The 23,705-nt window shown below is 71.4% G+C and carries 24 protein-coding genes and 1 pseudogene; 19 read left to right on the plus strand and 6 right to left on the minus strand.

The features are described 5' to 3' along the window. The first annotated feature begins 4 nt into the window (after window positions 1–4). Window positions 5–412 (plus strand): hypothetical protein, encoded by a 408-nt coding sequence (locus tag ABT129_RS19565; RefSeq protein ID WP_351902653.1) that lies wholly within the window; start codon window positions 5–7, stop codon window positions 410–412. A 75-nt stretch (window positions 413–487) separates the two neighbouring features. Here ABT129_RS19565 and ABT129_RS19570 read toward each other — a convergent pair whose 3' ends face one another. Next, window positions 488–1,216, minus strand: a complete 729-nt coding sequence (locus ABT129_RS19570; protein WP_351902656.1) for a hypothetical protein — start codon at window positions 1,214–1,216, stop codon at window positions 488–490. Between the two features lie 79 nt (window positions 1,217–1,295). Next, window positions 1,296–2,084 carry an HD domain-containing protein gene (locus tag ABT129_RS19575; protein ID WP_351902659.1) on the minus strand — a complete coding sequence of 263 codons (789 nt, stop codon included), beginning with the start codon at window positions 2,082–2,084 and terminating at the stop codon, window positions 1,296–1,298. Between the two features lie 176 nt (window positions 2,085–2,260). On the opposite strand from ABT129_RS19575, the gene ABT129_RS19580 reads away from it, so the two are divergent. The 15 genes from ABT129_RS19580 to ABT129_RS19650 all read left to right on the plus strand — a co-directional run bounded on the left by ABT129_RS19580 (window position 2,261) and on the right by ABT129_RS19650 (window position 18,824). Then, entirely contained in the window at window positions 2,261–3,694 is a 1,434-nt protein-coding gene (locus ABT129_RS19580; protein WP_351902662.1) for an MFS transporter, read from the plus strand. Between the two features lie 78 nt (window positions 3,695–3,772). Next, the gene (locus ABT129_RS19585) at window positions 3,773–4,963 is read left to right on the plus strand and encodes a trans-sulfuration enzyme family protein (RefSeq protein ID WP_351902665.1); all 1,191 of its coding nucleotides are present in this window, start codon (window positions 3,773–3,775) and stop codon (window positions 4,961–4,963) included. Between the two features lie 101 nt (window positions 4,964–5,064). Beyond that, entirely contained in the window at window positions 5,065–5,604 is a 540-nt protein-coding gene (locus tag ABT129_RS19590) for a MaoC family dehydratase (protein WP_351902668.1), read from the plus strand. Window positions 5,605–5,721: 117 nt separating this feature from the next. Beyond that, window positions 5,722–6,564: a class I SAM-dependent methyltransferase gene (locus ABT129_RS19595; RefSeq protein WP_351902671.1), complete on the plus strand. Its 843-nt coding sequence runs from the start codon at window positions 5,722–5,724 to the stop codon at window positions 6,562–6,564. After that, on the plus strand, window positions 6,561–7,604 hold the full coding sequence (locus ABT129_RS19600; protein ID WP_351902674.1) for a class I SAM-dependent methyltransferase: 1,044 nt from the start codon (window positions 6,561–6,563) through the stop codon (window positions 7,602–7,604). Before ABT129_RS19595 ends, ABT129_RS19600 begins: the two co-directional genes overlap by 4 nt. A gap of 24 nt (window positions 7,605–7,628) precedes the next feature. Then, window positions 7,629–8,522, plus strand: a complete 894-nt coding sequence (locus ABT129_RS19605) for a diiron oxygenase (RefSeq protein ID WP_351902677.1) — start codon at window positions 7,629–7,631, stop codon at window positions 8,520–8,522. A 45-nt stretch (window positions 8,523–8,567) separates the two neighbouring features. Further along, window positions 8,568–9,479: a class-II aminoacyl-tRNA synthetase family protein gene (locus tag ABT129_RS19610; protein WP_351902680.1), complete on the plus strand. Its 912-nt coding sequence runs from the start codon at window positions 8,568–8,570 to the stop codon at window positions 9,477–9,479. 1 nt (window position 9,480) lies between these two features. After that, window positions 9,481–9,918, plus strand: coding sequence for a holo-ACP synthase (gene acpS, locus ABT129_RS19615; protein ID WP_351902683.1), 438 nt, complete (start codon window positions 9,481–9,483; stop codon window positions 9,916–9,918). 19 nt (window positions 9,919–9,937) lie between these two features. Next, window positions 9,938–10,189 carry a phosphopantetheine-binding protein gene (locus ABT129_RS19620; RefSeq protein ID WP_351902686.1) on the plus strand — a complete coding sequence of 84 codons (252 nt, stop codon included), beginning with the start codon at window positions 9,938–9,940 and terminating at the stop codon, window positions 10,187–10,189. Continuing rightward, window positions 10,186–11,394: a methionine adenosyltransferase gene (gene metK / locus ABT129_RS19625; protein ID WP_351902689.1), complete on the plus strand. Its 1,209-nt coding sequence runs from the start codon at window positions 10,186–10,188 to the stop codon at window positions 11,392–11,394. Before ABT129_RS19620 ends, metK begins: the two co-directional genes overlap by 4 nt. A 4-nt stretch (window positions 11,395–11,398) precedes the next feature. Further along, the gene (locus ABT129_RS19630) at window positions 11,399–12,382 is read left to right on the plus strand and encodes a carbohydrate kinase family protein (protein WP_351902692.1); all 984 of its coding nucleotides are present in this window, start codon (window positions 11,399–11,401) and stop codon (window positions 12,380–12,382) included. 22 nt (window positions 12,383–12,404) lie between these two features. Further along, a complete protein-coding gene (gene metH, locus ABT129_RS19635; protein ID WP_351902695.1) occupies window positions 12,405–15,869 on the plus strand; it encodes a methionine synthase in 3,465 nt (1,154 codons plus the stop codon). Beyond that, on the plus strand, window positions 15,866–16,741 hold the full coding sequence (metF, locus tag ABT129_RS19640; protein WP_351902698.1) for a methylenetetrahydrofolate reductase [NAD(P)H]: 876 nt from the start codon (window positions 15,866–15,868) through the stop codon (window positions 16,739–16,741). Before metH ends, metF begins: the two co-directional genes overlap by 4 nt. Next, window positions 16,734–18,140 carry an adenosylhomocysteinase gene (gene ahcY / locus ABT129_RS19645; protein WP_351902701.1) on the plus strand — a complete coding sequence of 469 codons (1,407 nt, stop codon included), beginning with the start codon at window positions 16,734–16,736 and terminating at the stop codon, window positions 18,138–18,140. Before metF ends, ahcY begins: the two co-directional genes overlap by 8 nt. A gap of 6 nt (window positions 18,141–18,146) precedes the next feature. Continuing rightward, window positions 18,147–18,824 (plus strand): maleylpyruvate isomerase family mycothiol-dependent enzyme, encoded by a 678-nt coding sequence (locus ABT129_RS19650; protein ID WP_351902704.1) that lies wholly within the window; start codon window positions 18,147–18,149, stop codon window positions 18,822–18,824. 46 nt (window positions 18,825–18,870) lie between these two features. Here ABT129_RS19650 and ABT129_RS19655 read toward each other — a convergent pair whose 3' ends face one another. Beyond that, the gene (locus ABT129_RS19655; RefSeq protein WP_351902707.1) at window positions 18,871–19,593 is read right to left on the minus strand and encodes a DUF4232 domain-containing protein; all 723 of its coding nucleotides are present in this window, start codon (window positions 19,591–19,593) and stop codon (window positions 18,871–18,873) included. Then, a complete protein-coding gene (locus tag ABT129_RS19660; protein ID WP_351902710.1) occupies window positions 19,590–20,699 on the minus strand; it encodes a hypothetical protein in 1,110 nt (369 codons plus the stop codon). The genes ABT129_RS19655 and ABT129_RS19660 overlap by 4 nt, the downstream gene beginning before the upstream one ends. Before the next feature lie 383 nt (window positions 20,700–21,082). On the opposite strand from ABT129_RS19660, the gene ABT129_RS19665 reads away from it, so the two are divergent. The 3 genes from ABT129_RS19665 to ABT129_RS19675 are packed head-to-tail and all read left to right on the plus strand — an operon-like array spanning window position 21,083 to window position 22,352. After that, window positions 21,083–21,373, plus strand: coding sequence for a hypothetical protein (locus ABT129_RS19665; RefSeq protein WP_351902713.1), 291 nt, complete (start codon window positions 21,083–21,085; stop codon window positions 21,371–21,373). Window positions 21,374–21,417: 44 nt separating this feature from the next. Further along, entirely contained in the window at window positions 21,418–21,726 is a 309-nt protein-coding gene (locus ABT129_RS19670; protein WP_351902715.1) for a DUF2087 domain-containing protein, read from the plus strand. After that, on the plus strand, window positions 21,723–22,352 hold the full coding sequence (locus ABT129_RS19675) for a LysE family transporter (RefSeq protein WP_351902719.1): 630 nt from the start codon (window positions 21,723–21,725) through the stop codon (window positions 22,350–22,352). Before ABT129_RS19670 ends, ABT129_RS19675 begins: the two co-directional genes overlap by 4 nt. Window positions 22,353–22,431: 79 nt before the next feature. Here ABT129_RS19675 and ABT129_RS19680 read toward each other — a convergent pair whose 3' ends face one another. Together ABT129_RS19680 and ABT129_RS19685 are read right to left on the minus strand one after the other, a co-directional pair. Next, window positions 22,432–23,217, minus strand: a complete 786-nt coding sequence (locus ABT129_RS19680; protein ID WP_351902721.1) for an ABC transporter permease — start codon at window positions 23,215–23,217, stop codon at window positions 22,432–22,434. Continuing rightward, a pseudogene (locus ABT129_RS19685) lies at window positions 23,214–23,705 on the minus strand (DUF4162 domain-containing protein); the annotation flags it as partial. The pseudogene ABT129_RS19685 and the gene ABT129_RS19680, both read right to left, overlap by 4 nt.

The raw sequence follows: 23,705 nt of genomic DNA on the forward strand, positions 1-23,705 counted from the left end.
AGGCATGACGGATTTCGTCCGGGAGGGCCGGCTCTTCAGAGTCACCGGCTTTCTTCCCTCGCACCGGCAGCTCCTGCTGGCCAGCGAGGCCACTCTCGTGGACCGGACCACGACGCGGGTCGAGGTCTACTTCGGGCATGTGGAACTGATGTTCCTCAAGCCCATCTACCGGAACGGTCTCCACATTCGGCGGGCGACCGTGGCCGAGTTCGCCGTGCTCGGTGAACGGCACGGCATTCCGGCGGAGAGCGCCGAATACACCTGGATGCTGGATCCGGACGGCGAAAGCTTTGTCGTCAGCTCCCATCCGAACTGGCGGGAGGCGGAGTACGCCCTGATGGGCGAGCGGGAGTCGTTGTACGAAGGGCCCTGGCCACCGGACTTCCCGGCGGAATCGGGGAACGTCTTCTGACCGTCAAGAAGAAGAGGGCCGTTCCTAGTGCGGATGCACTAGGAACGGCCCCTCTCCGTTTTCGCAGCGGTGGTGTCAGCCCTTCGCGCCCGCGATCCGCTCCAGCTGGGCCGTGATCACCGGCTCCGGGATCGCGGCCTGCTTCTGGTCCAGCATGTTCACGCCGTAGAACGCCGCGATCACGCCCCCGCTGCGGACCACCGTGTACGTCATCGGCACCTTCTGCTTGCCGATGTCGCCGGTGATCCGGTAGCCGACCGCCTCGTCGCCGAGTTTCGGTGCGGTGAGGGTCTCGACCTTGCCGTAGGTGAGGCCCAGGGTCTTGAAGCCCTTGGGGCATTCCGTGACGGCCGTGCGGAGTTCCCTCATCACCCGGGTGGCGTCGGACGTCCCGTGCGAGGCGAGCCACATCGAGCCGACGGTCGCGTCGGTCGCCTCGCCGGGCTGGAGGGAGCGGTGGACCGTGCTCACCGCGGGGAGGTGCGTGAAGCCGCCGACGAGGCTGGCGAGGGGCTGGCAGGCCTTCCGGTCGGCCTGCATGCCGCGGCCGGCCTCGACCTCCGTCTTGGCTATCTTCTCGGCGTCGAATCCGGCGGTCTTTCCGGTGATCGCGATCTTTTCGAGGGTCTTCCCGTCGAATGCCCCGAGGCGCTTCGCCTCGGCGGCTTCCTTTTCGTCCGCGCTCTGCTTCGCGCTCGCCTTCGGCTTTGCGGCGGGGGATTCCGTGGAGTCACCACTGCACGCGGTCGCCGCGAGCAGGGACGGCAGTACGGCGAGAATAGGGAGGGCCCTGCGCAGCTTCATGGTCTTTTCTTTCCTGGCGCCTGTTCCACATGCAAGATCAAAACGAAATGATCTTACGGGTGGCGGGAGGGATTCCGCGTCACGGTTTGGCCTCGCCTCGCCCCGTTCCCGACATGTCCGTCAATTCGGCGAGTTCGCGTTCCAGGTTCTCCCTGGCCCGCCACTCCCAGACCGCCGCCCCGTAAGGGGTGTGGAAAAGCCGGGGGAGGTCGAGGAGTTGTCGGAGGATCGCCGCGCGGCCTTCGCGGAAGGTCGGGTCGGGGACGAATCCGTACTCCTCGCGGACCGCTGCCGCGTATCCCCGGTACGTGTCGGGGTCGGTGGCCAGGATCGCGAGGTCGGCGTCGCAGAGGGTCTCGCCGTTGAGGTCGCCGTCGGCCGGGTCGTGCGTGATCGTCAGGCGGACCAGGCGGGCCACCTCCGTCACCTCGTGCGGGGTGAGGCCGGCCTCGGTGAGGGCCTTCTCGGCGAGGAGGGCCGAGCGTTCCTCGTTCTCGGACCGCTCGGGCCGGTAGACCGCGTCGTGGAACCAGGCGGCGAGCCGGACGAGCTCCAACTCCCCGCCCTCGCCGCCCTGGTCGGTGAGTTCGTCGACGCGGTCGAGCACCGCGCGGAGGTGGTCGACCGTGTGGTAGCGGCGCTGGGGTTCTGCCCAGCGGGTCAGCAGGTTCCGGCCGTACGGGGTGGGGTCCGGGCCCCCGCGGCCGGAGCGGGCGGCGAGCAGGGTGGCGTTCCAGCGGCGGAGGAGCGCGGGGTCCTGGCTCGCGTGGCTCCGGTGCGCGGTGTCCCGGTCCGTGGCGTCCGTGACATCCGTGGCGTCCGTTCGGTCCGTGGCGTCCTGGGTCGCGGGGTCCTGGTCTGCGGTCATGGGGGCATTCTGCCCGGCGGCAAGGGCGGAACGGGTGCTTCCCACTCAGTGCCGCCGGGGCCCTCATCTCACCCTTACATACCCCCCATGGGTATGCTACGGTGCTCCGCGAAGGTACCCCCTAGGGGTATGCCCCGAGCCCGCTCGGGGTCCGACGCGAGCGAAGGGTCAGGGCAATGTCAACCGTCAATCCCCGGCGCTGGTGGGCACTTGTCGTGCTCGCCGCCGCCCAGTTCATGGTCATCATGGACACGTCGATCATCGGGGTCGCGCTCCCCGAGATGCAGAAGGACCTGGGCTTCTCGCAGAGCGAGCTCCAGTGGATCTTCAACGCCTACGTGATCGTCTTCGGCGGCCTGCTGCTCCTCGGCGGACGCCTCTCCGACCTCGTCGGGGCCCGCAGGATCTTCGTCTCCGGCTGGGCGGTCATGATCGCCGGCTCCGTCGTGGCCGCCGCCGCGCAGACCGCCTGGGTCGAGATCGTCGGCCGCGCCGTCCAGGGCGTCGGCGGTGCGCTCATCGCACCCTCCGCCATGACCCTGCTCATGATGCTCTTCATGCACGACCCGAAGGAGCTCGGCAAGGCGATGGCGCTCTACGGCGCCGCCGCCCCCGCCGGCGGCACCGCGGGCGTCTTCCTCGGCGGTGTCTTCACCGAGTGGATGAGCTGGCAGTGGGTCTTCATCATCTACATCCCGATCGGCCTCGCCACCCTCGCCGCCACCAGGCTGCTCCCGAACGTCGAGTCCCGCCGCGGCTCCGTCGACGTCCTCGGCGCCGCCGCCGTCACCGCCGGTCTCGCGCTCGCCGTCTTCGCCGTGGTCCGCGCCCCCGAGGTCGGCTGGGGCTCCACCGGCACGATCCTCCAGCTGATCGGTGCCGCCGCCCTCCTCGTCGTCTTCTTCGTGATCCAGAAGAGCGTCCGCGAGCCGCTCATGCCGCTCAGCGTCTGGCGCGTCCCGCGCCTCGGCTCGGCCAACCTGGCCATGACGCTGCTCGGCGCCGCGTGGATCCCGATGTGGTACTTCCTCAACCTCTACCTCCAGCAGGTCCTCGGCTACGGCGCCTTCGAGTCCGGTGCGGCGCTGCTCCCGATGACCGTGCTCCTCATGATCTTCATGACGGCCATCACCGCCCGGCTCATGGGCAGGTTCGGGGCCAAGCCGCTCATCGCCGGTGGTCTGCTGGTCCTGGCGGCCGGTCTGGTCTGGCTCGCCGCCGTCCCGCCCACCGGCACCTTCCTCGTCGACGTCCTGCCGGCCTCGCTCGTCGCCGCGCTCGGCATGTCCCTCGCCTACATCCCGGCGATGATCGCCGCCATGTCCGGCGCCCCGCAGGAGCAGGCCGGTCTCGCCTCCGGCATCGTCAACACCACCTACAACGTGGGTTCCGCGCTGGGTCTGGCCGCGCTGACCGCCGTCGCGATGTCCCAGGGCGCCGACCGGCTCGGCGACCTGCCCGCCCTCACCGACGGGTTCTCGGCCGCCTTCGTCGGCGCCGCGGTCGTCGCCGCCGTCGGCGGTGTCGTCACCCTCCTCGTGATGAAGGGCGACAAGGCCGTCGCCGAAGCCGCCGCCCCCGCCCCCGAGGGCGAGAAGGTCTCCGCCTGAACCGCCCCGAAGGGGCCGCCCGACGTCCGTCTCCAGGACGTCGGGCGGCCCCTTCCCCGTATCTGGGAAGGACACGTCATGGAGCTGAACACCCGGGCCGTCCATGTGGTCAACGAGCCGTTCGGGGAAGGGAGCTGGCCGCTCTCCGTGCCTCTCGTGCAGTCCTCGGCCTTCGCCTTCGACTCCGCCGCCGAGCTCGCCGACGCCATGGCCGGACCCGACGGGCGGTACGTGTACGGCCGCCGCGGCAACCCGACCGTACGGGCCCTTGAGCAGACCCTGGCCGGACTGGAGGGCGGCGCCGGGGCCATCGCCTTCGCCTCCGGCATGGGGGCGGTCAGCGGGGTGCTGCTCGCCCTGCTGCGGCCCGGCGACCGGGTGGTGGCCCAGCGCTGTCTGTACGGCGGGACCCATGCCGTCCTGGGCGACCTGGCCGAGCGGTACGGGATCGAGGTCGTACGGATATCGGGCGACGATCCGGCCGAGTTCGAGTCCGCCGCCGCGCATCCCGCCACCCGGCTGCTGATCCTGGAGACGATCGCCAACCCCACCGGCCAGGTTCCCGACCTGCCGGGGCTGCTCGCCGCCGCGCGGGCGCTCGGGGTGACGAGCGTCGTCGACAACTCGCTCGCCTCGCCCGTCCTGTGCCGCCCCCTGGAGCACGGCGCCGACATCGTCGTCCACTCGACGACCAAGTACCTCTCGGGGCACTCGGACGTGCTCGGCGGCGCCGCCGTGTTCGCGGACGAGGGGCTGCGCCGGCGGGTGTGGCCCCGGACGGTCGAGCTGGGCGCCTGCGCGGACCCGTTCGCGGCCTGGCTGACGCTGCGCGGGATACCCACCCTGCCGCTGCGGATGCGCGAGCACTGCGGCAACGCGGCCGTCCTCGCCGCACGGCTGGAGGACCATCCCGGCGTCGCGGCCGTCCACTATCCGGGGCTCGCCGGCCATCCCTCGTACGCCGTCGCCCGCACGGTGCTCTCGGGTGACGGCGGGCTGCTCTCGTTCGAGCCCGCGGGGGGCCGGGAGGCGGGCAGGGCCTTCGTCGAGCGCGTACGGGTGGCGAGGCTCGCGCTCTCCCTCGGAGGTGTGGAGACCCTCGTGACGCACCCCGCGTCGACCTCGCACCGGGAGCTGGACGGGGAGGCCCTGGAGGCGGCCGGGATCGCTCCGGGTCTGGTGCGGATGTCGGTCGGCATCGAGGACGTCGAGGACCTGTGGTCCGACGTCGAACAGGCCCTCGGAACAAGGCCCTTGGGCCGCGCGTAAGGGCGGTCGGATTCCTTCTTTTGGGTTGACAAAATAAATGGCTGATTCGTAGATTGGGGCGTGCCAGGGAAAGACCACTCCTAGGTCAAGGGGGGCGCACGATGCGCTACTTCGAGGACTTCCGGCCCGGCGACGTCCACGAGCTGGGCACCGTCACCGTCACGGCGGAGGAGGTGCTGGAGTTCGGCAGGCGCTTCGACCCGCAGCCCTTCCACACGGACCCCGCGCGCGCGGAGCGCTCGCAGTTCGGCGGCCTGATCGCGAGCGGGTTCCACACCCAGGCGATGTTCATGCGCCGCTACGTCGACGGACTGCTCGCCTACAGCGCCTGTATGGGCTCCCCCGGCATCGACGAGGTCCGCTACCTGCGGCCCGTCCGCCCGGGCGACGTCCTCACCGCGCGCGTCGAGGTCCTCGGCTCCACCCCGTCGCCGTTCAACCCCGCCACCGGCACCGTGAAGCCGCGGTGCACCCTGGTGGCCCCCGACGGGACGGCCGTGTTCAGCATGATCCTGCACAGCATCTTCCGCCGGCGCCCCGCCGACTCCGAGGCCGGCCATCTGTCGTCGATGCCCGCGGCCGAGGACCCCGTCGCCTGTGCGCGACCGGCCAAGACCTGTGTCCCGGTCATGAGCGCCTGACGAACCGTTCCTCGTCGGGCCCTGGACACGGCCGTCCGCACACCCGGACGGCGCCTCCGGGCGGAACGCCCGCCCGGACACCCACCCCACCCGTTCACGAGTGAAGGGAGACCTCCTGTGGAGGCCGTATCCCGCACCGCCCAGTGGACCGCCGCCGCGCGCGCCCTGGAGACCGAGCGCGAGGACCGGCTCTTCGCCGATCCCTACGCGCGCACCGTCGCCGACCGGATCGGCTTCGAGCTGCTCGACCGCTACGCCGGCGGCGGCACCGTGCCGTTCCTCGCCATCCGCACCACCTACCTCGACCGGGCCGTCGTCGAGGCGGTGGAGCGGCGGGGCATCCGCCAGGTCGTCTTCCTCGCCGCCGGCATGGACACCCGCTTCTTCCGGCTGCCCTGGCCCGACGGCGTCACCGTCTACGAGCTCGACCGGCCGGCCCTCCTGGAGGCCAAGGCGGAACTGCTGGCGAACGCGCCCGCGCCCGCCGGCCGGACCCGGGTCACCGTCCCGGTCGACCTGACCCAGGACTGGACGGGGCCCCTCAAGGAAGCGGGCTGGAAGAGCGAGGAGCCCGTCCTGTGGGTGGTGGAGGGGCTGCTGTTCTTCCTGCCGGAGCAGGCGGTGCGGACCCTCGTCTCGACGCTCTCCGCGCACGCCGCCCCCGGCTCCGTGCTGCTCGGCGACGTCATCTCCCGGGCCGCCCTGGAGAACCCGCTCGCCCGCGGCTTCATGAAGGCCCTGGACGAGGACGGCAACCCGTGGCTCTTCGGTACGGAGGAGCCCGAGGCGCTGCTCCACGACTGCGGCTGGGCCGTGCGGGAGGTCCGGCAGCCCGGTGAGGAGGGCGCCGACTTCGGCCGCTGGCCCTACCCGGTGCCGCCGCGCTCCGTCCCGCGCGTGCCCCGGTCCTTCCTGTTCACCTGCGACCTGCCCACCCACGGAGAGGCGGTGGCGGCATGAGCGCCCACGACTTCCACCAGCGGGTCATCACCGACGCCGGCGCGGCCGTCCGCGGGCTGACCGTCGCCCTCGGCGAGCGCCTCGGCCTGTACCGGGCGCTGGCCGAGCGGGGCCCGCTCACCGCCGGCGGGCTCGCGGAGGCGACCGGGACGAACGAGCGGTACGTCGAGGAGTGGCTGCACGCGCAGCTCTCCGCCGGGTACGTGGAGCGGCACCCGAGCTCCCTGACGTACACGCTCCCCGCGGACCACGTCGAGGTGCTCGCCGACCCGGGGGCCGTCACCTACGCCGCCGGGTTCTTCACCGCCCTCAAGGCGCTGTACGCCACCGAGGACCTGCTGGTCGAGGCGTACCGCACGGGTGACGGCGTCGGCTGGGCCGAGCACGACGCGGCCCTCGACACCGGCATGGGCTCCTTCTTCCAGCCGACGTACGAGCACAAGCTCGTCCCGGAGTGGCTGCCGGCGCTGCACGAGGTCACCGGCAGGCTGACGGACGGCGGCACCGTCGCCGACGTCGGCTGCGGGGTCGGCCACACCACGCTGCTCATCGCGAAGGCCTTCCCGAACGCCACCGTCCACGGCTTCGACTACTCCGAGGAGGCCGTCTCGATCGCGCGGGGGCTCGCCGAGGAGGCGGGGCTCTCCGAGCGGGTCGTCTTCGAGGTCGCGTCCGCCGACGACTACCCGGGCTCCGGCTACGACCTGGTGTGCTTCTTCAACGCCCTGCACGACATGGGCGACCCGGTCGCCGCCGCGCAGCACGTCCACAAGTCCCTGGACGCGGACGGCACCTGGATGCTCGTCGAGTCCAACGTCTCCCCGCGGGACGTCGACGCGCAGACGCCCGCCGCCCGCATGTTCATGGCGCTGTCCGCGGTGATGTGCCTGCCCGTCGCGGTCGCCCAGCGCGGCCCGCACGCGCTCGGCAACCACTCCGGCGAGAAGGCCTTCCGGGCCATCGCGGAGGAGGCCGGCTTCACCCGCTGGCGGCGCGCCGCCGAGACCCCGGTGAACGCGGTCTACGAAGTCCGGCCCTGAACACCGAAGCCTGGAGGAACCACCATGGGCGTGACCGCCCCCCTGCCCGTCACCGACCGGTTCATGGAGGTCCTGGAGCGGCTCAGCGAGCGCTCGGTCGAGGACTACTACAACCCGTACCAGACCTTCCAGTGGCCCGAGACGCTGGAGGAGAACCGTTTCTGGATGACCCCGGAGCTGCTCACCGTCCACGGCACCGAGCACTACGACACCCTCGGCGAGGAAACGCTTCAGCGGCTGTCGAAGTGGGAGTCCGTCAACTTCTACAGCCTCAACGTGCACGGCATACGCGAACTCCTCATCGAGGTCGTCGGCCGCATCCACATGCCCGGCTTCGAGGTGCCCTCGGACTTCTTCCACCACTTCATCGGCGAGGAGAACGAGCACATGTGGTTCTTCTCCGAGTTCTGCCGCCGCTACGGCAACAAGATCTACGGCTCCACCGCGATGCGCGCCGACGCGGCCTGGGAGCCGGAGGTGGAGAACTTCCTCGTCTTCACCCGCATCCTCTTCTTCGAGGAGCTCGTCGACCACTACAACGCGCGGATGGCGAAGGACACCTCCCTCTGCCACACCATCCGCGAGGTCAACCGCATCCACCACCAGGACGAGTCCCGCCACATCGCCTTCGGGCGCGAGCTGGTCTCCCTGCTGTACGGCCGGATGTGCCAGGCGGTCCCCGCCGAGCGGGTCCGCGAGGTGGAGGCGTACCTCAAGCGGTACGTCGTCTACAGCGTGAACTCCCTCTACAACCCGCACGTCTACCGCGACGCCGGCATCCCCGACCCGCTCGCCCTGCGCAACGCGCTGGTCGCCGACGAGGCCCGCCGCCCCCACGAGCGCAGGGCGATCCGCAAGCCGCTCGCCTTCTTCCTGAAGACCGGGATCTTCTCCGACGACACCCTGCCCGTCGTCTGAGCGACGCCCTCACCCGAGAGCCCTCACCCGAGAGGTGCACCGACCATGACCGTGACGACCCCCGAGACCGTCGGGGACACGAGGGGCCTGCCCTCGCTCGGCCCGGAGGGGACCCGCCTGCTGCGGCTCCTCGACGACACCTTCGAGAGCTGGGGAGTGGCCGCGGGCGCCCGCCCGATGACCATGCCCCCGCTCCTTCCCGCCGCCGAGCTCGCGAAGCTCGACTACTACGACAACTTCCCGCACCAGGCCGTCGTCGCCGCCCCGCTCGACCTGGAGCGGCGGGCGACCGCGCCCTTCTCCGCCGACACCGGCCGCTTCCCGAGCGAGGCGCTCGAACCCGCCGCGCTCGGACTGCCCTCGGCGTCCTGCTACGCCGTCTACCTCGACCACCGGGGGGCCAGGGTCGCCGACGACACCCTCGTCACGGTCTGCTCCTGGTGCTTCCGCAAGGAGACCCACTACGAGGGCATGCGGCGCCAACTCGGCTTCCGCATGCGGGAGATCGTCGCCATCGGCGCGCCCGGGCACGCCGAGGCGCATCTCGCCGACTTCACCACCCGCGTCCAGGGGTTCGCCGCCGCGCTCGACCTGCCGCTGCGCCGGGAGGCCGCCTGCGACCCCTTCTTCGACAAGGGAGGCTCCAAGGCGGTCCTCCAGCGGCTCACCCCCGTGAAGTACGAGTTCCTGTACGAGGACCTGGCGATCGCCTCGGTCAACACGCACCGGAACTTCTTCGGCGACCGGTGCGACATCACCCTGGAGTCGACCGGCGGACCGGCCTTCACCAGCTGTGTCGCCTTCGGTCTCGAACGCTGGCTGTCCGCGCTGACCCGGCGCCACGGCGGCTGGGAGGCCGCCACCCGGGCGGTGCTCGACGCGAACGCCCGCACCGCGGCCGGGTCCGTCACCCCGCCGCGGGCCGGTGCGAGTGGCGCGGCCGGGCCGGTGATCTGACGTGCCGGCCCGTCCCGCCGCCCCGCCGGCGGGCGGCCTGGGGTGGGCGAACCTCGGCATGGACATCGTGTCCGTCAACCGTGTCCGCAGGCTCCTCGCCCAGTACGGGGAGCGGTTCTTCGAGCGGATGCTCACCCCCGGCGAGCTCGCCGACTGCCGTACGTCCTCCGGGCTCGACGTCCTGAGCCTCTGCGGGCGGATCGCGGCCAAGGAAGCGGCCTTCAAGACCTTGCGGGTCAGGGGCAGGTTCCTGCCCTGGCCGGACATCGTCGTGCGGCGGTCCGAGGGCGGCTGGCCGCTCGTGGAGCTGCACCGGGCCGCCGCCGAGATGGCCGCGGAGTCCGGCATCACCGAGATCACCGTGTCCATCAGCCACGACGTGGACTACGCCGTCGCCGTGGCCGCTCCGATCATCGCCCCCGCCACACCCATCCAGTAGCAGCTAAAGGAGAGCAACCATGGCCGACGGCCTGCAGACGGTGAAGAACTGGATCCTGGAGCGTCACCCCGAGCGCGACGACATCGCGCCCGACCTCGACCTGATCGAGAACCGGCTCATCGACTCGCTGTCCTTCGTCGAGTTCGTCTTCCTCCTGGAGCAGGAGAGCGGCACCGCGATCCAGATGGAGACCCTGGAGGTCGAGTCCATCCGCACCCTCGGCGCCATCGGGCGGCACTTCTTCACCACGCGGGTGGAGGTCCAGGCATGAGCCGCCGCCTCTTCACCTCGGAGTCGGTGACCGAGGGACACCCCGACAAGATCGCCGACCGGATCAGCGACACCATCCTGGACGCGCTGCTCGCCGAGGACCCGTCCTCGCGGGTGGCGGTGGAGACCCTGATCACGACGGGGCTCGTGCACATCGCCGGAGAGGTCACCACGACGGCGTACGCGCCGATAGCGAAGCTGGTGCGCGAGGCCGTCCTCGACATCGGCTACGACTCCTCCGCGAAGGGATTCGACGGCGCCTCCTGCGGCGTCTCGGTCTCCATCGGCGCCCAGTCGCCGGACATCGCGCAGGGTGTCGACACGGCGTACGAGTCCAGGGTGGAGGGCGCGGGCGACGCGCTCGACGCCCAGGGCGCCGGCGACCAGGGCCTGATGTTCGGCTACGCCTGCGACGACACGGCCGAGCTGATGCCGCTGCCGATCGCGCTCGCCCACCGGCTCTCGCGCCGGCTCACCGAGGTCCGCAGGAACGGCACCGTGCCCTACCTGCGGCCCGACGGGAAGACCCAGGTCACCATCGAGTACGACGGGGACCGCCCGGTCCGTCTCGACACCGTGGTGGTGTCCTCGCAGCACGCCGCCGACATCTCCGTCGAGGGCCTGCTCACCCCGGACGTACGGGAGTACGTCGTCGAGCACGTCCTCAAGGAGCTGGTCGAGGAGGGCGTCAGCCTGGAGTCCGACGGCTACCGGCTCCTGGTGAACCCCACCGGACGGTTCGAGGTCGGCGGTCCGATGGGCGACGCCGGACTCACCGGCCGGAAGATCATCATCGACACGTACGGCGGGATGGCCCGGCACGGCGGCGGCGCCTTCTCCGGCAAGGACCCGTCGAAGGTGGACCGCTCGGCGGCGTACGCCATGCGCTGGGTCGCGAAGAACGTCGTCGCCGCCGGTCTCGCCCGCCGCTGCGAGGTGCAGGTGGCGTACGCGATCGGCAAGGCCGAACCGGTCGGCCTCTTCGTGGAGACCTTCGGCACGGGCACGCTGCCGGACGAGAGGATCCAGGAGGCCGTCGGCGAGGTCTTCGACCTGCGCCCGGCCGCGATCATCCGCGACCTGGACCTGAAGCGCCCGATCTACGCCATGACGGCGGCGTACGGCCACTTCGGCCGTGAGCTCCCCGAGTTCACCTGGGAGCGCACCGACCGCGTCGAGGCCCTCCAGAAGGCGACGGGGGTCTAGCGCCGTGCGCGTCGCTGTCACGGGATCCATCGCGACCGACCATCTGATGACCTTCCCCGGCTGGTTCAGCGAGCAACTCCTCGCCGACCGCCTGGACCGGGTCTCCCTGTCGTTCCTCGCCGACAACCTGGAGGTCAGGCGTGGCGGAGTGGCAGCGAACATCGCCTTCGGACTCGGTGTCCTCGGCCTCCGTCCCGCCCTCGTGGGCGCGGTCGGCGCCGACTTCGAGCCGTACCGGGTCTGGCTGAAGGACCACGGTGTGGACACCGACTCGGTGCGCGTCAGCGAGTCGCTCCACACCGCCCGGTTCGTCTGTACGACCGACCGGGCCCAGAACCAGATCGCCACCTTCTACGCGGGGGCGATGGCGGAGGCGCGCGAGATCGACCTGAGGTCGGTCGTCGCGCGGACCGGCCGACTGGAACTTGTCCTGGTCTCCCCGGACGACCCCGAGGCCATGCTCCGGCACACCCGCACCTGCCGTGACCTCGGCATCCCCTTCGCCGCCGATCCGTCGCAGCAGCTGGCGCGGCTCGACGGGGCGCAGGTGCGGGAGCTGGTGGAGGGGGCGCGGTTCCTCTTCACCAACGAGTACGAGACGGCCCTGCTCCTGGAGAAGTCGGGCTGGACGGAGGCGGAGGTGCTGGGCCGCGTCGGCACCTGGGTCACCACCCACGGCGAGGCCGGTGTCCGCGTCCGGGGCGAGGGCCGGGAGCCGCTGGCGGTGCCGGCCGTGGAGGTCGCCGGGGTCGTCGACCCGACCGGGGTCGGGGACGCCTTCCGGGCCGGGTTCCTCGCCGGCCGGCTGTGGGGCGTGTCGGAGCGGTGCGCGGCGCAGCTGGGCTGCGCGGTCGCGGCGACGGTCCTGGACTACGTGGGGACGCAGGAGTACCGGCTGCACCGGGAGTCGCTCCTGGACCGGATCAGGACGACGTACGGGGTGAGCTGCACGGCCACCCTCGTCACGCATCTGAGGGGGCTGTCATGAGGGCTGTCACGAGAGGGCTGACGTGAGTGCCGCCCGGCGGTCGCTGCGGGAGGAGTTCGCGACCCGGGTCGTCGTGGCCGACGGGGCGATGGGCACGATGCTCCAGGCCGCCGACCCGACGATGGACGACTTCCGGAACCTGGAGGGCTGCAACGAGATCCTCAACCTGACGCGCCCCGACATCGTCGCCTCCGTCCACGACGCCTACTTCTCGGTGGGCGTGGACTGCGTCGAGACGAACACCTTCGGGGCGAACCTGGCCGCGCTCGCCGAGTACGGGATCGAGCACCAGGTGTACGAGCTGTCCGAGGCCGGCGCCCGCATCGCCCGCGCCTCGGCGGACGCGCACACGGCCGTCGACGGGCGCCCCCGCTGGGTCCTCGGCTCCATGGGCCCCGGTACGAAGCTGCCGACCCTCGGCCACGTCACGTACGAGCCGCTGCGCGAGGCCTTCCAGCAGAACGCGGAGGGCCTGATCCGGGGCGGCGCGGACGCCCTGCTCGTCGAGACCTCGCAGGACCTCCTCCAGACGAAGGCGGCCGTCGTCGGCGCCCGCCGTGCCCTGGACTGGGTCGGCGTGGACCTGCCGGTGATCGTGCAGGTCACGGTGGAGACGACGGGCACGATGCTGCTCGGCTCGGAGATCGGGGCGGCGCTGACGGCCCTGGAGCCGCTGGGCATCGACATGATCGGCCTGAACTGCGCCACCGGCCCGGCGGAGATGACCGAGCACCTGCGGCACCTGTCCCGGCACGCCCGGATCCCGATCTCCGTCATGCCGAACGCGGGCCTGCCGGTCCTCACCTCGGACGGCGCCCACTACCCCCTCTCCCCGGCCGAACTGGCCGACGCGCAGGAGAGGTTCGTCCGCGAGTACGGGCCCGCCCTGGTCGGCGGCTGCTGCGGTACGACCCCGGAGCACCTGCGGGAGATCGTGGACCGGGTGCGGGGCGCGGCCGTGCCCGACCGGCGGCCGGAGCCGGAGCCGGGCGCGTCCTCCCTGTACAGCCACGTGCCGTTCCGCCAGGACACCGCGTACCTGGCGATCGGCGAGCGCACCAACGCCAACGGTTCGAAGAAGTTCCGCGAGGCGATGCTCGACGGGCGCTGGGACGACTGCGTCGAGATGGCGCGGGACCAGATCCGCGAGGGCGCGCACCTGCTCGACCTGTGCGTGGACTACGTGGGCCGGGACGGCACGGCGGACATGGCGGAGCTGGCCGGCCGGTTCGCGACGGCCTCGACACTGCCGATCGTCCTCGACTCGACGGAGATCGGGGTGCTGCGGGCGGGCCTGGAGAAGCTCGGCGGCCGGGCCGTGGTCAACTCGGTCAACTACGAGGACGGTGACGGGCCCGAGTCGCGGTTCGCGCAGGTCACGGCGTTGGCGAAGGAGCACGGCGCGGCGCTGATGGCGCTGACGATCGACGAGGAGGGCCAGGCCCGCACGGTCGGGCACAAGGTGGCGATCGCCGAGCGGCTCATCGAGGACCTGACGGGGAACTGGGGCATCAGGGAGTCGGACATCCTGATCGACACCCTCACGTTCACGATCTGCACGGGTCAGGAGGAGTCGCGCGGGGACGGGGTCGCCACCATCGAGGCGATCCGCGAGCTGAAGCGCCGCCACCCGGACGTCCAGACGACGCTCGGCCTCTCCAACATCTCCTTCGGTCTGAACCCGGCCGCGCGGATCGTCCTGAACTCGGTCTTCCTGGACGAGTGCGTGAAGGCGGGGCTCGACTCGGCGATCGTCCACGCCTCGAAGATCCTGCCGATCGCCCGCCTGGAGCCGGAGCAGGTCCAGGTCGCGCTCGACCTCATCCACGACCGCCGCGGGGAGGGCTACGACCCGCTCCAGCGGTTCCTGGAGATGTTCGAGGGCGCGACCGCGAAGTCCCTGAAGGACGGCAAGGCGGAGGAACTGCTCGCCCTGCCGCTGGACGAGCGTCTCAAGCGCCGGATCATCGACGGCGAGAAGAACGGCCTGGAGGCCGACCTCGACGAGGCGCTGACCGTCCGGCCGGCTCTGGAGATCGTCAACGAGATCCTGCTCGACGGCATGAAGACGGTGGGCGAGCTGTTCGGCTCCGGCCGGATGCAGCTGCCGTTCGTGCTCCAGTCGGCCGAGGTCATGAAGACGGCCGTGGCCCACCTGGAACCGCACATGGAGAAGTCGGACGCCGACGGCAAGGGCACGATCGTCCTCGCCACCGTCCGCGGCGACGTCCACGACATCGGCAAGAACCTCGTCGACATCATCCTCTCCAACAACGGCTACAACGTCGTCAACATCGGCATCAAGCAGCCCGTCTCCGCGATCCTGGAGGCCGCCGAGGAACACCGCGCCGACGTGATCGGCATGTCCGGCCTCCTCGTGAAGTCCACCGTGATCATGAAGGAGAACCTCCAGGAGCTCAACGGCCGCGGTCTCGCCGAACGCTTCCCCGTGATCCTCGGCGGAGCCGCCCTCACCAGGGCCTACGTCGAACAGGACCTCCACGAGATCTACCAGGGCGAGGTCCGCTACGCCCGCGACGCCTTCGAGGGCCTGCGCCTGATGGACGGCCTCATGGGCGTCAAGCGCGGAGTCCCCGGAGCCGTGCTCCCGCCGCTCAAGCAGCGTCGCGTGCCCAAGCGCGCGACCCCGCTCACGGAGCCGCGCGAGCCCGAGCCCGTCGGCCGGTCCGACGTCGCCGCCGACAACCCGGTACCCGAGCCCCCCTTCCTCGGGACCAAGGTCGTCAAGGGCGTCCAGCTCGCCGAGTACGCCTCCTGGCTCGACGAGACCGCCCTCTTCAAGGGCCAGTGGGGCCTCAAGGACGACGAGACCATCGAGACGGAGGGCCGGCCGCGGCTGCGCGCCTGGCTCGACCGCCTCCAGACGGACCACCTCCTCGAAGCGGCCGTCGTCCACGGCTGGTTCCCCTGTGTGTCCAAGGGCGACGACCTGATCGTCCTGGACGAGGACGGAGGCGAGCGGACCCGCTTCACCTTCCCCCGCCAGCAGCGGGGCCGCCGCCTCTGCCTGGCCGACTTCCACCGCGCCGAGGACTCCGGCGAGATCGACGCCGTCGCCCTCCAGGTGGTCACCGTCGGCTCCCGGATCGGCCAGGAGACGGCGAAGCTCTTCGCCGCCGACGCCTACCGGGACTACCTCGAACTCCACGGCCTCTCCGTCCAGTTGGCGGAGGCGCTCGCCGAGTACTGGCACGCCCGGGTGCGCGCCGAGTGGGGGATCGCCGGCACGGACCCGGCCTCCCTGGACGGCATGCTCCGCACCGAGTACCAGGGCTGCCGCTACTCGCTCGGCTACCCGGCCTGCCCCGACCTGGAGGACCGGGCGAAGATCGCCGCGCTCCTGCGCCCGGAGCGGATCGGGGTGGAGCTGTCGGAGGAGTACCAGCTGCACCCCGAGCAGTCGACGGACGCGATCGTCGTCCACCACCCGGAGGCGAGCTACTTCAACGCGGGAGGACGACGATGAGCCCGACCCTCGTGGCCCCGACGTTCTCGTTCGAGTTCTTCCCGCCGAGGACGGACAAGGGGGAGCGGACGCTGTGGGAGGCGATCCGCCGGGTCGAGGCCCTGTCCCCGGACTTCGTCTCCGTGACGTACGGCGCGGGCGGCTCGTCCCGCGACCGGACCGTCGACGTCACGAAGCGGATCGCGGCCGAGACGACCCTGCGGCCCGTCGCCCATCTGACCGCCGTCGGCCACTCCGTCTCCGAACTGCGGTCGATCATCGGCGCCTACGCGGACGCCGGGGTCCGGGACGTGCTCGTGCTGCGCGGCGACCCGCCGGGCGACCCGCGCGGCGCGTGGACCCCGCACCCGCGGGGCCTCACGTACGCGTACGAACTCGTCGAACTGGTCCGTTCCCTGGGCGACTTCCGCATCGGGGTGGCGGCCTTCCCGGAGGGTCACCCCCGGTCGGCGGACCCGGCGGGCGACCTGGCGCACTTCCTCGCCAAGTGCCGGGCGGGCGCCGACTACGCCATCACGCAGATGTTCTTCGACCCCGAGGACTACCTGCGGCTGCGGGACCGGGTCGCGGCCGCCGGCTGCGACACCCCGATCATCCCGGAGATCATGCCGGCCACCGACGTACGCCAGATCCGGCGCTTCGCGGAGCTGAGCGACGCCGCGTTCCCCGAGGACCTGGCGCACCGGCTGGAGGCGGCGAAGGACGACCCCGCCGCCGCGTACCGGACGGGCGTCGAGCACGCGACCGCGATGGGCCTGCGGCTGCTCGACGAGGGCGCTCCGGGGCTGCACTACATCACGCTCAACAAGTCGACGGCGGCCCTCGAAATCCACCGAACCATCATGAGCGCAAGGAGCGTTGTCCATGTCTGACGTTTTCGACGACTACAAGGTCGCGGACATCTCCCTGGCCGCCTTCGGCCGCAAGGAGATCACCCTCGCCGAGCACGAGATGCCCGGCCTGATGTCGATCCGGCGGGAGTACGCGAAGGCCCGGCCGCTGGCCGGGGCGCGGATCACGGGCTCCCTCCACATGACCGTGCAGACCGCCGTCCTCATCGAGACCCTGGTGGCGCTCGGCGCCGAGGTCCGCTGGGTCTCCTGCAACATCTACTCGACGCAGGACCACGCGGCCGCCGCGATCGCCGCCGCCGGCATCCCGGTCTTCGCCTGGAAGGGCGAGACGCTGGAGGAGTACTGGTGGTGCACGGAGCAGGCGCTGACCTGGCCGGACGCCGACGGCCCCGACATGATCCTGGACGACGGCGGTGACGCCACGCTCCTCGTCCACAAGGGTGTGGAGTACCAGAAGGCGGGCGCGGTCCCGGACCCGTCGACGGCGGACAACGACGAGCACCGCGTGATCCTGGAACTGCTCCGGGGGACCACGCTGGACTGGGGGACGATCGCCGCCGGGATCCGCGGGGTGACGGAGGAGACCACGACGGGCGTGCACCGCCTGTACGAGATGCACCGCGAGGGCGCGCTCCTCTTCCCCGCGATCAACGTGAACGACGCCGTGACGAAGTCGAAGTTCGACAACAAGTACGGCTGCCGCCACTCCCTCATCGACGGCATCAACCGGGCGACGGACGTCCTCATCGGCGGCAAGACGGCGGTGGTCTGCGGCTACGGAGACGTCGGCAAGGGCTCGGCGGAGTCCCTCCGGGGCCAGGGCGCGCGGGTGATCGTCACCGAGATCGACCCGATCTGCGCGCTCCAGGCGGCGATGGACGGCTACCAGGTCGCCACCCTGGAGGACGTGGTGGAGACGGCCGACATCTTCGTCACGACCACCGGCAACAAGGACATCGTCATGGCGTCCGACATCGCCCGCATGAAGCACCAGGCGATCGTCGGCAACATCGGCCACTTCGACAACGAGATCGACATGGCCGGTCTGGCGGCGATCCCCGGGATCGTGAAGGACGAGGTGAAGCCGCAGGTCCACACGTGGACGTTCGAGGACGGCAAGGTCGTCATCGTCCTGTCCGAGGGGCGCCTGCTCAACCTCGGCAACGCGACCGGCCACCCGTCCTTCGTCATGTCGAACTCCTTCGCGGACCAGACCCTCGCCCAGATCGAGCTGTTCACGAAGCCGGAGGAGTACCCGGTGGGCGTGTACACGCTGCCGAAGCACCTGGACGAGAAGGTCGCCCGCCTCCACCTGGACGCCCTCGGCGTCCGCCTCACGACGCTCCGCCCCGAGCAGGCGTCGTACATCGGGGTCCCGGTGGAGGGCCCGTACAAGCCGGACCACTACCGCTACTGAGGACGCATGTGTACCGACGACCACGACGACGCGCGCGACCCCTGGCTCCCGGACCGGCTCCTCAGAACGGAACGGGACCTGCTGATGCCGCTGCTGCGCCGCACCCCCGAGGAGGCGTACGAGCTCCGCACCGCCTGCCCCGGCTGGACGGCGCGACAGGTCCTCGCCCACTGCGGGGCGGCCCTCGTCCGGATCGTCGAGGGCCGCCTGGAGGAGGGCGTGTTCATGCCGGAGGCCAACGCGTGCGACGTCGCCGAACGCGAGGACTGGCCCCTCGACCGGATCCTCGACGAACTGGAACGCGGTCTGACGGAGGCGGGCCCGGTGATCGCCGGACGTGAGGACGGCCGGCTGGACGCCGTCGCGCTCGGCGAATGGGTCCACGCGGGAGACGTACGGGAGGCCTTCGGCGAACCGCACGCCTACTGCGGCCCGAGCCTGGACCTGGCCCTCCCGCTCCTCTCGGTGACGAGCCGCAGACGGGAGACCCCGCGCCTGATGGGCGTCCTGGACGACCGCGAGGCCACCCCGGTGGCCCTGGGCAACGCGATCGAGGGCCGCCCGGCAGCCACGTTCAAGGGCGACGCCTCCACCCTGATCCGCATCTACGCGGGCCGCCCACTGGTCCGAACCCGCTACGAGCTGACGGGCGCGACGGAACACGAACTCCTGATCTACCGCTGAGAACCCCGGCGGTGCGGACCCGGAAGGGTGGAGCGGCGGGGTTCGGTCACTTCGACATGATGAAGTCCAGCGCGAAGCCCGAGGCGGTCGTCCAGTAGGTGACGAGCTGGCCGTCGTCCGCGTACAGCGTGCTGACGGGCATGGGGACGTCGATCGGTCCGCCGGCGCGGCTGCCGGGCTTCCTGCCCTGGAGGGTGAGGGTGAGGTGCTTCGCCTCGTACTCGTCCCTGGCGCCGCCGCTGACGAGGAGCGCGGCGTAGGCCTCCTTGCCCGGTTCGAGGGTGACGGGCACGCCCGGGTCCGCGTTGCTCTCCTTGATCACGGGGGTCGGCGCGGCGGCGTCTCCCAGCATGACGTGCGGGTAGTTGTAGAGGTCGCAGGTGTCGTCGCCGGCGTTCTGGACGGTGAGCACGAAGTGCCTGTTCTCGTCCTTGTCCGTGGGCTCCTCGACCGCCGAGACCGAGAGGTCCTCGGCGGTGCACGCGCCGACGGCGGTTCCCCCGCCGCTCCCGCCGGGCTTGCTCGACGTGGCACTCGGCTTCGACGAGGCCGTCCCGGTCGGCGCGTCCGTGGGCGTGGTGGTGGGCGCGGCCGAGTCGCTCGGCTCCGTCGCGCTGGGCGGCGCCGAGGACGTGCCCGGCAGCGTGGCGTCGGCGTCGCCCGGCCCGCACGCCGTCGAGGTGAGCAGCGCGGCGACGACGGCGGCCCCGGCGGCGAAGGGCTTCCAGCCCCTGCGGGGTGCGCGGTCGCGACAGACAGAAGTGTTCATGGTGTGTTCCCCCGTGATGAAAGGCCGTGCGAGGCCTCTCCCGGCGCTCGCTGGCGACCGGATTCTGCTCGGCGATCGCCCTCGACACCCGTGCTGTCGGCATCTGTTACCGAGGAGGTACAGGGAATCGGCTCTTCCGTACACTCGGCGCACAGCGTCTCGTCCGCGACGGGCCGGAACAGCATCGGCTGGGTGTGCCTGTCGCCCGCGCACTCCCGCGCCCCAGCGAGCCGCGCCGACAGCGGAGGCCCGGCGGGGGCGGCGGGGACCACGGGCCGGGGCGGCAGGGCGCGCGGCGGTACGTCGCGGAGCAGGTACCGCACCAGACCCCCTGGCCGGTGTACGGGGGTGTCGGCGCCGGGGAGTCCGCGCAGGACGTGTGCGTGGACGTCGGCGGAGGTGTGTCCGGCGTCGAGCCAGCGGGCGGCGAGCCGGGTGAGTTCGTCGCGCATGCCGGGCGGGATGCGGCGGAGGGCGGGGGAGAGGAGCGGGAGAACGCCGACGAGGGCCCCGGCTTCCTCCAACTGCTCGGGAGTGGGAGTGGTCGCGGGTGCGGTCTCGGGATCGGTCTCGGGTGCGGTCTCGGTCCTGGGCGCGGGTGCCGTCTCGGGGTGGGGCGGAAGGTGGGAGGTCTTCTCCCCAAGGTGTTCTTCTGGATGACCGTCGGTCGACGGGCCCGCCGGTGCGTCGACGGCCGCCGCACCGACGGCCCGATTCCGGGGACTCGGTGCGACCTGCGGGGATACGCGGTCCGGGTCGCCACCGGGCGGTACGGGGCTCCCGCCGAGGACCTTGGCGGCCCGGTCCGGACTCAACGGGGTGTTCGACACGAGCTGTTGGGTGGTCCAGAGCCCGCCGGCCGCCTGGACCCGTCGCTCGTGCACGAACCCCTCGGCGATGAGCTGCCGCTTGGCGCGGGTGAAGGCCGTCGCCCCGATGCCCGCGCGTTCGGCGGTACGGGAGAGGTTCTCCCTGGCGCCCTGGGGGAGCGAGAGCTGCCAGGTCAGCAGCCGCACGGCGTCGGAGGTGAGCCGAGGGTGCCGGATGATCTCGTGGGAGAACGGGGTGTAGGCGCGGGAGGGCGCGATAAAGTGCCGACAGATCACGGGTGGACTTCGACTTCCACTGGTGGTTGAGGCCCCTGGCGATGATTCGCAGTCATCGGCGGGGGCCGTTTGGCGCTCACCATACTGAACGGAAAGTGTCCAGACGGACACACCGGGTAAAGTCCCCCCGTATGAGTGAAGTCCCCTGGCCGTAGGCGCCTCTTCGGAGCTGAGTTCAGGCGTCCCGGGCCGGACGGTCGGGGCAGGGTGATCCCCCGGTCGGGTCTCCGGGTCCGACCAGGGGCCGGCCAGGGTGATCACCCGCCCAGGCGGGCGCGTGCCGTCGCTCGTTCGGAGGTCGTCGCCGTGCGGGCCGGCCCGCCCGCTGGTGAGCTGGTCCGGACTCCCGCACCCTCACGCGCCCCCCGTACAGGAGCAGTGCCATGGCCGTCATCGTGACCATCGAGATTCCCGGCACGACCCAGCAGCAGTACGAGGAGGCCATCCGGCGCCTCCATGAGACCGGGTGGTTCCCGCCGGAGGGGTTCATCGCGCACGCCTCCGGGCCCGACGGGAGCGGAGGGTGGCGGGTCGTGGACTTCTGGGACTCCGAGGAGACCTTCCTCGCCTTCGTGGAGCGGGCGAGGCCCATCTTCGAGGAGAGCGGCCTGCGGACGTTCCTGCCTTCCGTGCAGGAGGCCGTGAGCGTCATGGTGCGGCCCGAGCCGAAGTAAAACCCTTTGCGGGGCGGGGGCTTCCGCCGTCAGGCTTCACCGCCATGACCAGTCATCCTTCCCGCCCCGTCGCGGACCTGTTCTCCGCCGACGGGCGCCTCAAGGCGATCCCGCGCAGGCCGGCCCGCCGCGAGGCCCTTCTCGCGCACCTCACCGAGACCCTCTTCGAGGCCGGCCGGGACTACCGCGAGCCCGAGATCAACGAGGCCCTGCTCACCGTGCACGAGGACTTCTCCGCCCTGCGGCGGTACCTCGTGATCGGCGGCTTCCTCGGCCGGACCAAGGACGGCTCCGCCTACCGCCGCCAGCAGCAGCCCGGCTCCCCCGGAGGCGCGATCCCCGCCGTCGCGTGACCGCCGTGCTGGTGGCCGGCCTGCTGGCCGGCTACGGCATCGCGATCCCGGTCGGCGCCGTCGGCGCCAACCTCGTGGCCGTCACGGCCCGCGCCGGCTGGCGTACGGGCGTCGGCGCGGCCCTCGGCGTCGCCACGGCCGACGGGGCCTACGCCCTCCTCGCGGTGGCGGGCGGCTCCGCCCTCGTACCGCTGCTCACCCCCGTGACGACCCCGCTGCGGTGGGCCTCGGCCGTGGTGCTCGCGGTGCTCGCCGTACGGGCGGCGTACGCGGCCCTCGCCGCGTACCGTACGGGCGGGCTCTCCTCCCGCGACGACGGGACCGTCCTCTCTCCCGCCCGCGCGTACCTCGCCTTCCTGAGCATCACGCTCCTCAATCCCATGACGGTGGTCTACTTCGCCGCGCTCGTCCTCGCGACGGGCCCCTCCGGCCCGGCGACCCTGTCCGACCGCACCGTCTTCGTCGTCGCGGCCCTCGTCGCCTCGGCCAGCTGGCAGCTCCTGCTCGCCCTGGGCGGGACCCTGCTCGGCCGGACGCTGACCGGGGTGCGGGGGCGGCTGGCCACGGCGCTCGCGTCGAGCACGCTGATCGTCGTCCTCGCGGTGCGGCTCGTGGCCCAGGGGTGATGGCGCACGCCGGAAGGGGCGGCGTACTCCGACGTGATGTCGGGAGTACGCCGCCCCTTCCGGCGCTCCGGACGAGCCGCTACTTCGGGTCGCGGCCGAAGACGGCCTTGGACCAGAAGTAGCCGAGGGCGGTGAGGGCGAGGCACCAGGCGAGGGCGAGCCAGCCGTTGTGGCCGATCTCGGTGCCGAGGAGGAGACCGCGGAGGGTCTCGATGGCGGGGGTGAAGGGCTGGTACGCGGCGACGGGCTGGAACCAGCCGGGCATGGCGTCGACCGGCACGAAGGTGCTGGAGATGAGGGGCAGGAAGATCAGGGGCATCGCGTTGTTGCTGGCCGCTTCGGCGTTGGGGCTGACCATGCCCATGCCGACGGCGATCCAGGTGAGGGCGGTGGCGAAGAGGACGAGCAGTCCGAAGGCGGCGAGCCACTCCAGGGCGGTGGCGTCGGTGGAGCGGAAACCGATGGCCACGCCCACCGCGCCGACCAGGACGACGCTCACGATCGACTGCAGGACGCTGCCGATGACGTGGCCCGTGATGACGGAGCCGCGGTGGATGGCCATGGTGCGGAAGCGGGCGATGATGCCCTCGGTCATGTCGGTGGAGACGGAGACCGCGGTGCCGATGGTGGTGGAGCCGATGGTCATCAGGAGCAGGCCGGGGACGAGGTAGGCGATGTAGGCGGAGCGGTCGCCGCCGCCGATCCCGGCGCTCATGACGTCTCCGAAGATGTAGACGAAGAGCAGGAGCAGCATGATCGGGGTGAGGAGCAGGTTGAGGGTGAGGGACGGGTAGCGGCGGGCGTGCAGGAGGTTGCGGCGCAGCATCGTGCTCGTGTCGCGGACGGCGAGGGAGAGGGTGCTCATCGGACTTCCTCCTGGGAGACGCCGGCCTGACCGGACGGGGCGGACTGGCTGGGGACGGTGGGGTCGGTGGGGGTGGTGAGGGCGAAGAAGACGTCGTCGAGGTCGGGGGTGTGGACGGTGAGTTCGTCGGCTTCGATGTGGGCGGTGTCGAGGCGGTCGAGGATGGTGCGGAGTTGGCGCTGGCTGCCGTCGCTGGGGAGTTGGAGGGTGAGGGCCTCGTCGTCGTGGGTGGCGTCGTGGAGGGTGTCGGCGGCGGTGCGGTAGGTGGTGGGGTCGGAGAAGCGGAGTCGGACGTGTCCGCCGGGGACGAGGCGTTTGAGTTCTTCGGCGGTGCCGTGGGCGGCGATCTTTCCGTTGTTCAGGACGGCGATGCGGTCGGCGAGTTGGTCGGCCTCTTCGAGGTACTGGGTGGTGAGGAAGACGGTGACGCCGGTGGTGACGAGTTCGCGGATGATCTGCCACATGGTGTGGCGGGAGCGGGGGTCGAG

The sequence above is a fragment of the Streptomyces sp. NPDC002057 genome (assembly GCF_040296665.1).
Classification (GTDB): Bacteria; Actinomycetota; Actinomycetes; order Streptomycetales; family Streptomycetaceae; genus Streptomyces.

Excerpts from the sequence above, each read along its gene's own strand:
- ABT129_RS19565 (WP_351902653.1), top strand. The coding sequence starts at position 5 with ATGACGGATTTCGTCCGGGAGGGCCGGCTCTTCAGAGTCACCGGCTTT.
- ABT129_RS19570 (WP_351902656.1), bottom strand. The coding sequence starts at position 1,216 with ATGAAGCTGCGCAGGGCCCTCCCTATTCTCGCCGTACTGCCGTCCCTG.
- ABT129_RS19575 (WP_351902659.1), bottom strand. The coding sequence starts at position 2,084 with ATGACCGCAGACCAGGACCCCGCGACCCAGGACGCCACGGACCGAACG.
- ABT129_RS19580 (WP_351902662.1), top strand. The coding sequence starts at position 2,261 with ATGTCAACCGTCAATCCCCGGCGCTGGTGGGCACTTGTCGTGCTCGCC.
- ABT129_RS19585 (WP_351902665.1), top strand. The coding sequence starts at position 3,773 with ATGGAGCTGAACACCCGGGCCGTCCATGTGGTCAACGAGCCGTTCGGG.
- ABT129_RS19590 (WP_351902668.1), top strand. The coding sequence starts at position 5,065 with ATGCGCTACTTCGAGGACTTCCGGCCCGGCGACGTCCACGAGCTGGGC.
- ABT129_RS19600 (WP_351902674.1), top strand. The coding sequence starts at position 6,561 with ATGAGCGCCCACGACTTCCACCAGCGGGTCATCACCGACGCCGGCGCG.
- ABT129_RS19605 (WP_351902677.1), top strand. The coding sequence starts at position 7,629 with ATGGGCGTGACCGCCCCCCTGCCCGTCACCGACCGGTTCATGGAGGTC.
- ABT129_RS19610 (WP_351902680.1), top strand. The coding sequence starts at position 8,568 with ATGACCGTGACGACCCCCGAGACCGTCGGGGACACGAGGGGCCTGCCC.
- ABT129_RS19620 (WP_351902686.1), top strand. The coding sequence starts at position 9,938 with ATGGCCGACGGCCTGCAGACGGTGAAGAACTGGATCCTGGAGCGTCAC.
- metK (WP_351902689.1), top strand. The coding sequence starts at position 10,186 with ATGAGCCGCCGCCTCTTCACCTCGGAGTCGGTGACCGAGGGACACCCC.
- metF (WP_351902698.1), top strand. The coding sequence starts at position 15,866 with ATGAGCCCGACCCTCGTGGCCCCGACGTTCTCGTTCGAGTTCTTCCCG.
- ahcY (WP_351902701.1), top strand. The coding sequence starts at position 16,734 with ATGTCTGACGTTTTCGACGACTACAAGGTCGCGGACATCTCCCTGGCC.
- ABT129_RS19650 (WP_351902704.1), top strand. The coding sequence starts at position 18,147 with ATGTGTACCGACGACCACGACGACGCGCGCGACCCCTGGCTCCCGGAC.
- ABT129_RS19655 (WP_351902707.1), bottom strand. The coding sequence starts at position 19,593 with ATGAACACTTCTGTCTGTCGCGACCGCGCACCCCGCAGGGGCTGGAAG.
- ABT129_RS19665 (WP_351902713.1), top strand. The coding sequence starts at position 21,083 with ATGGCCGTCATCGTGACCATCGAGATTCCCGGCACGACCCAGCAGCAG.
- ABT129_RS19670 (WP_351902715.1), top strand. The coding sequence starts at position 21,418 with ATGACCAGTCATCCTTCCCGCCCCGTCGCGGACCTGTTCTCCGCCGAC.
- ABT129_RS19680 (WP_351902721.1), bottom strand. The coding sequence starts at position 23,217 with ATGAGCACCCTCTCCCTCGCCGTCCGCGACACGAGCACGATGCTGCGC.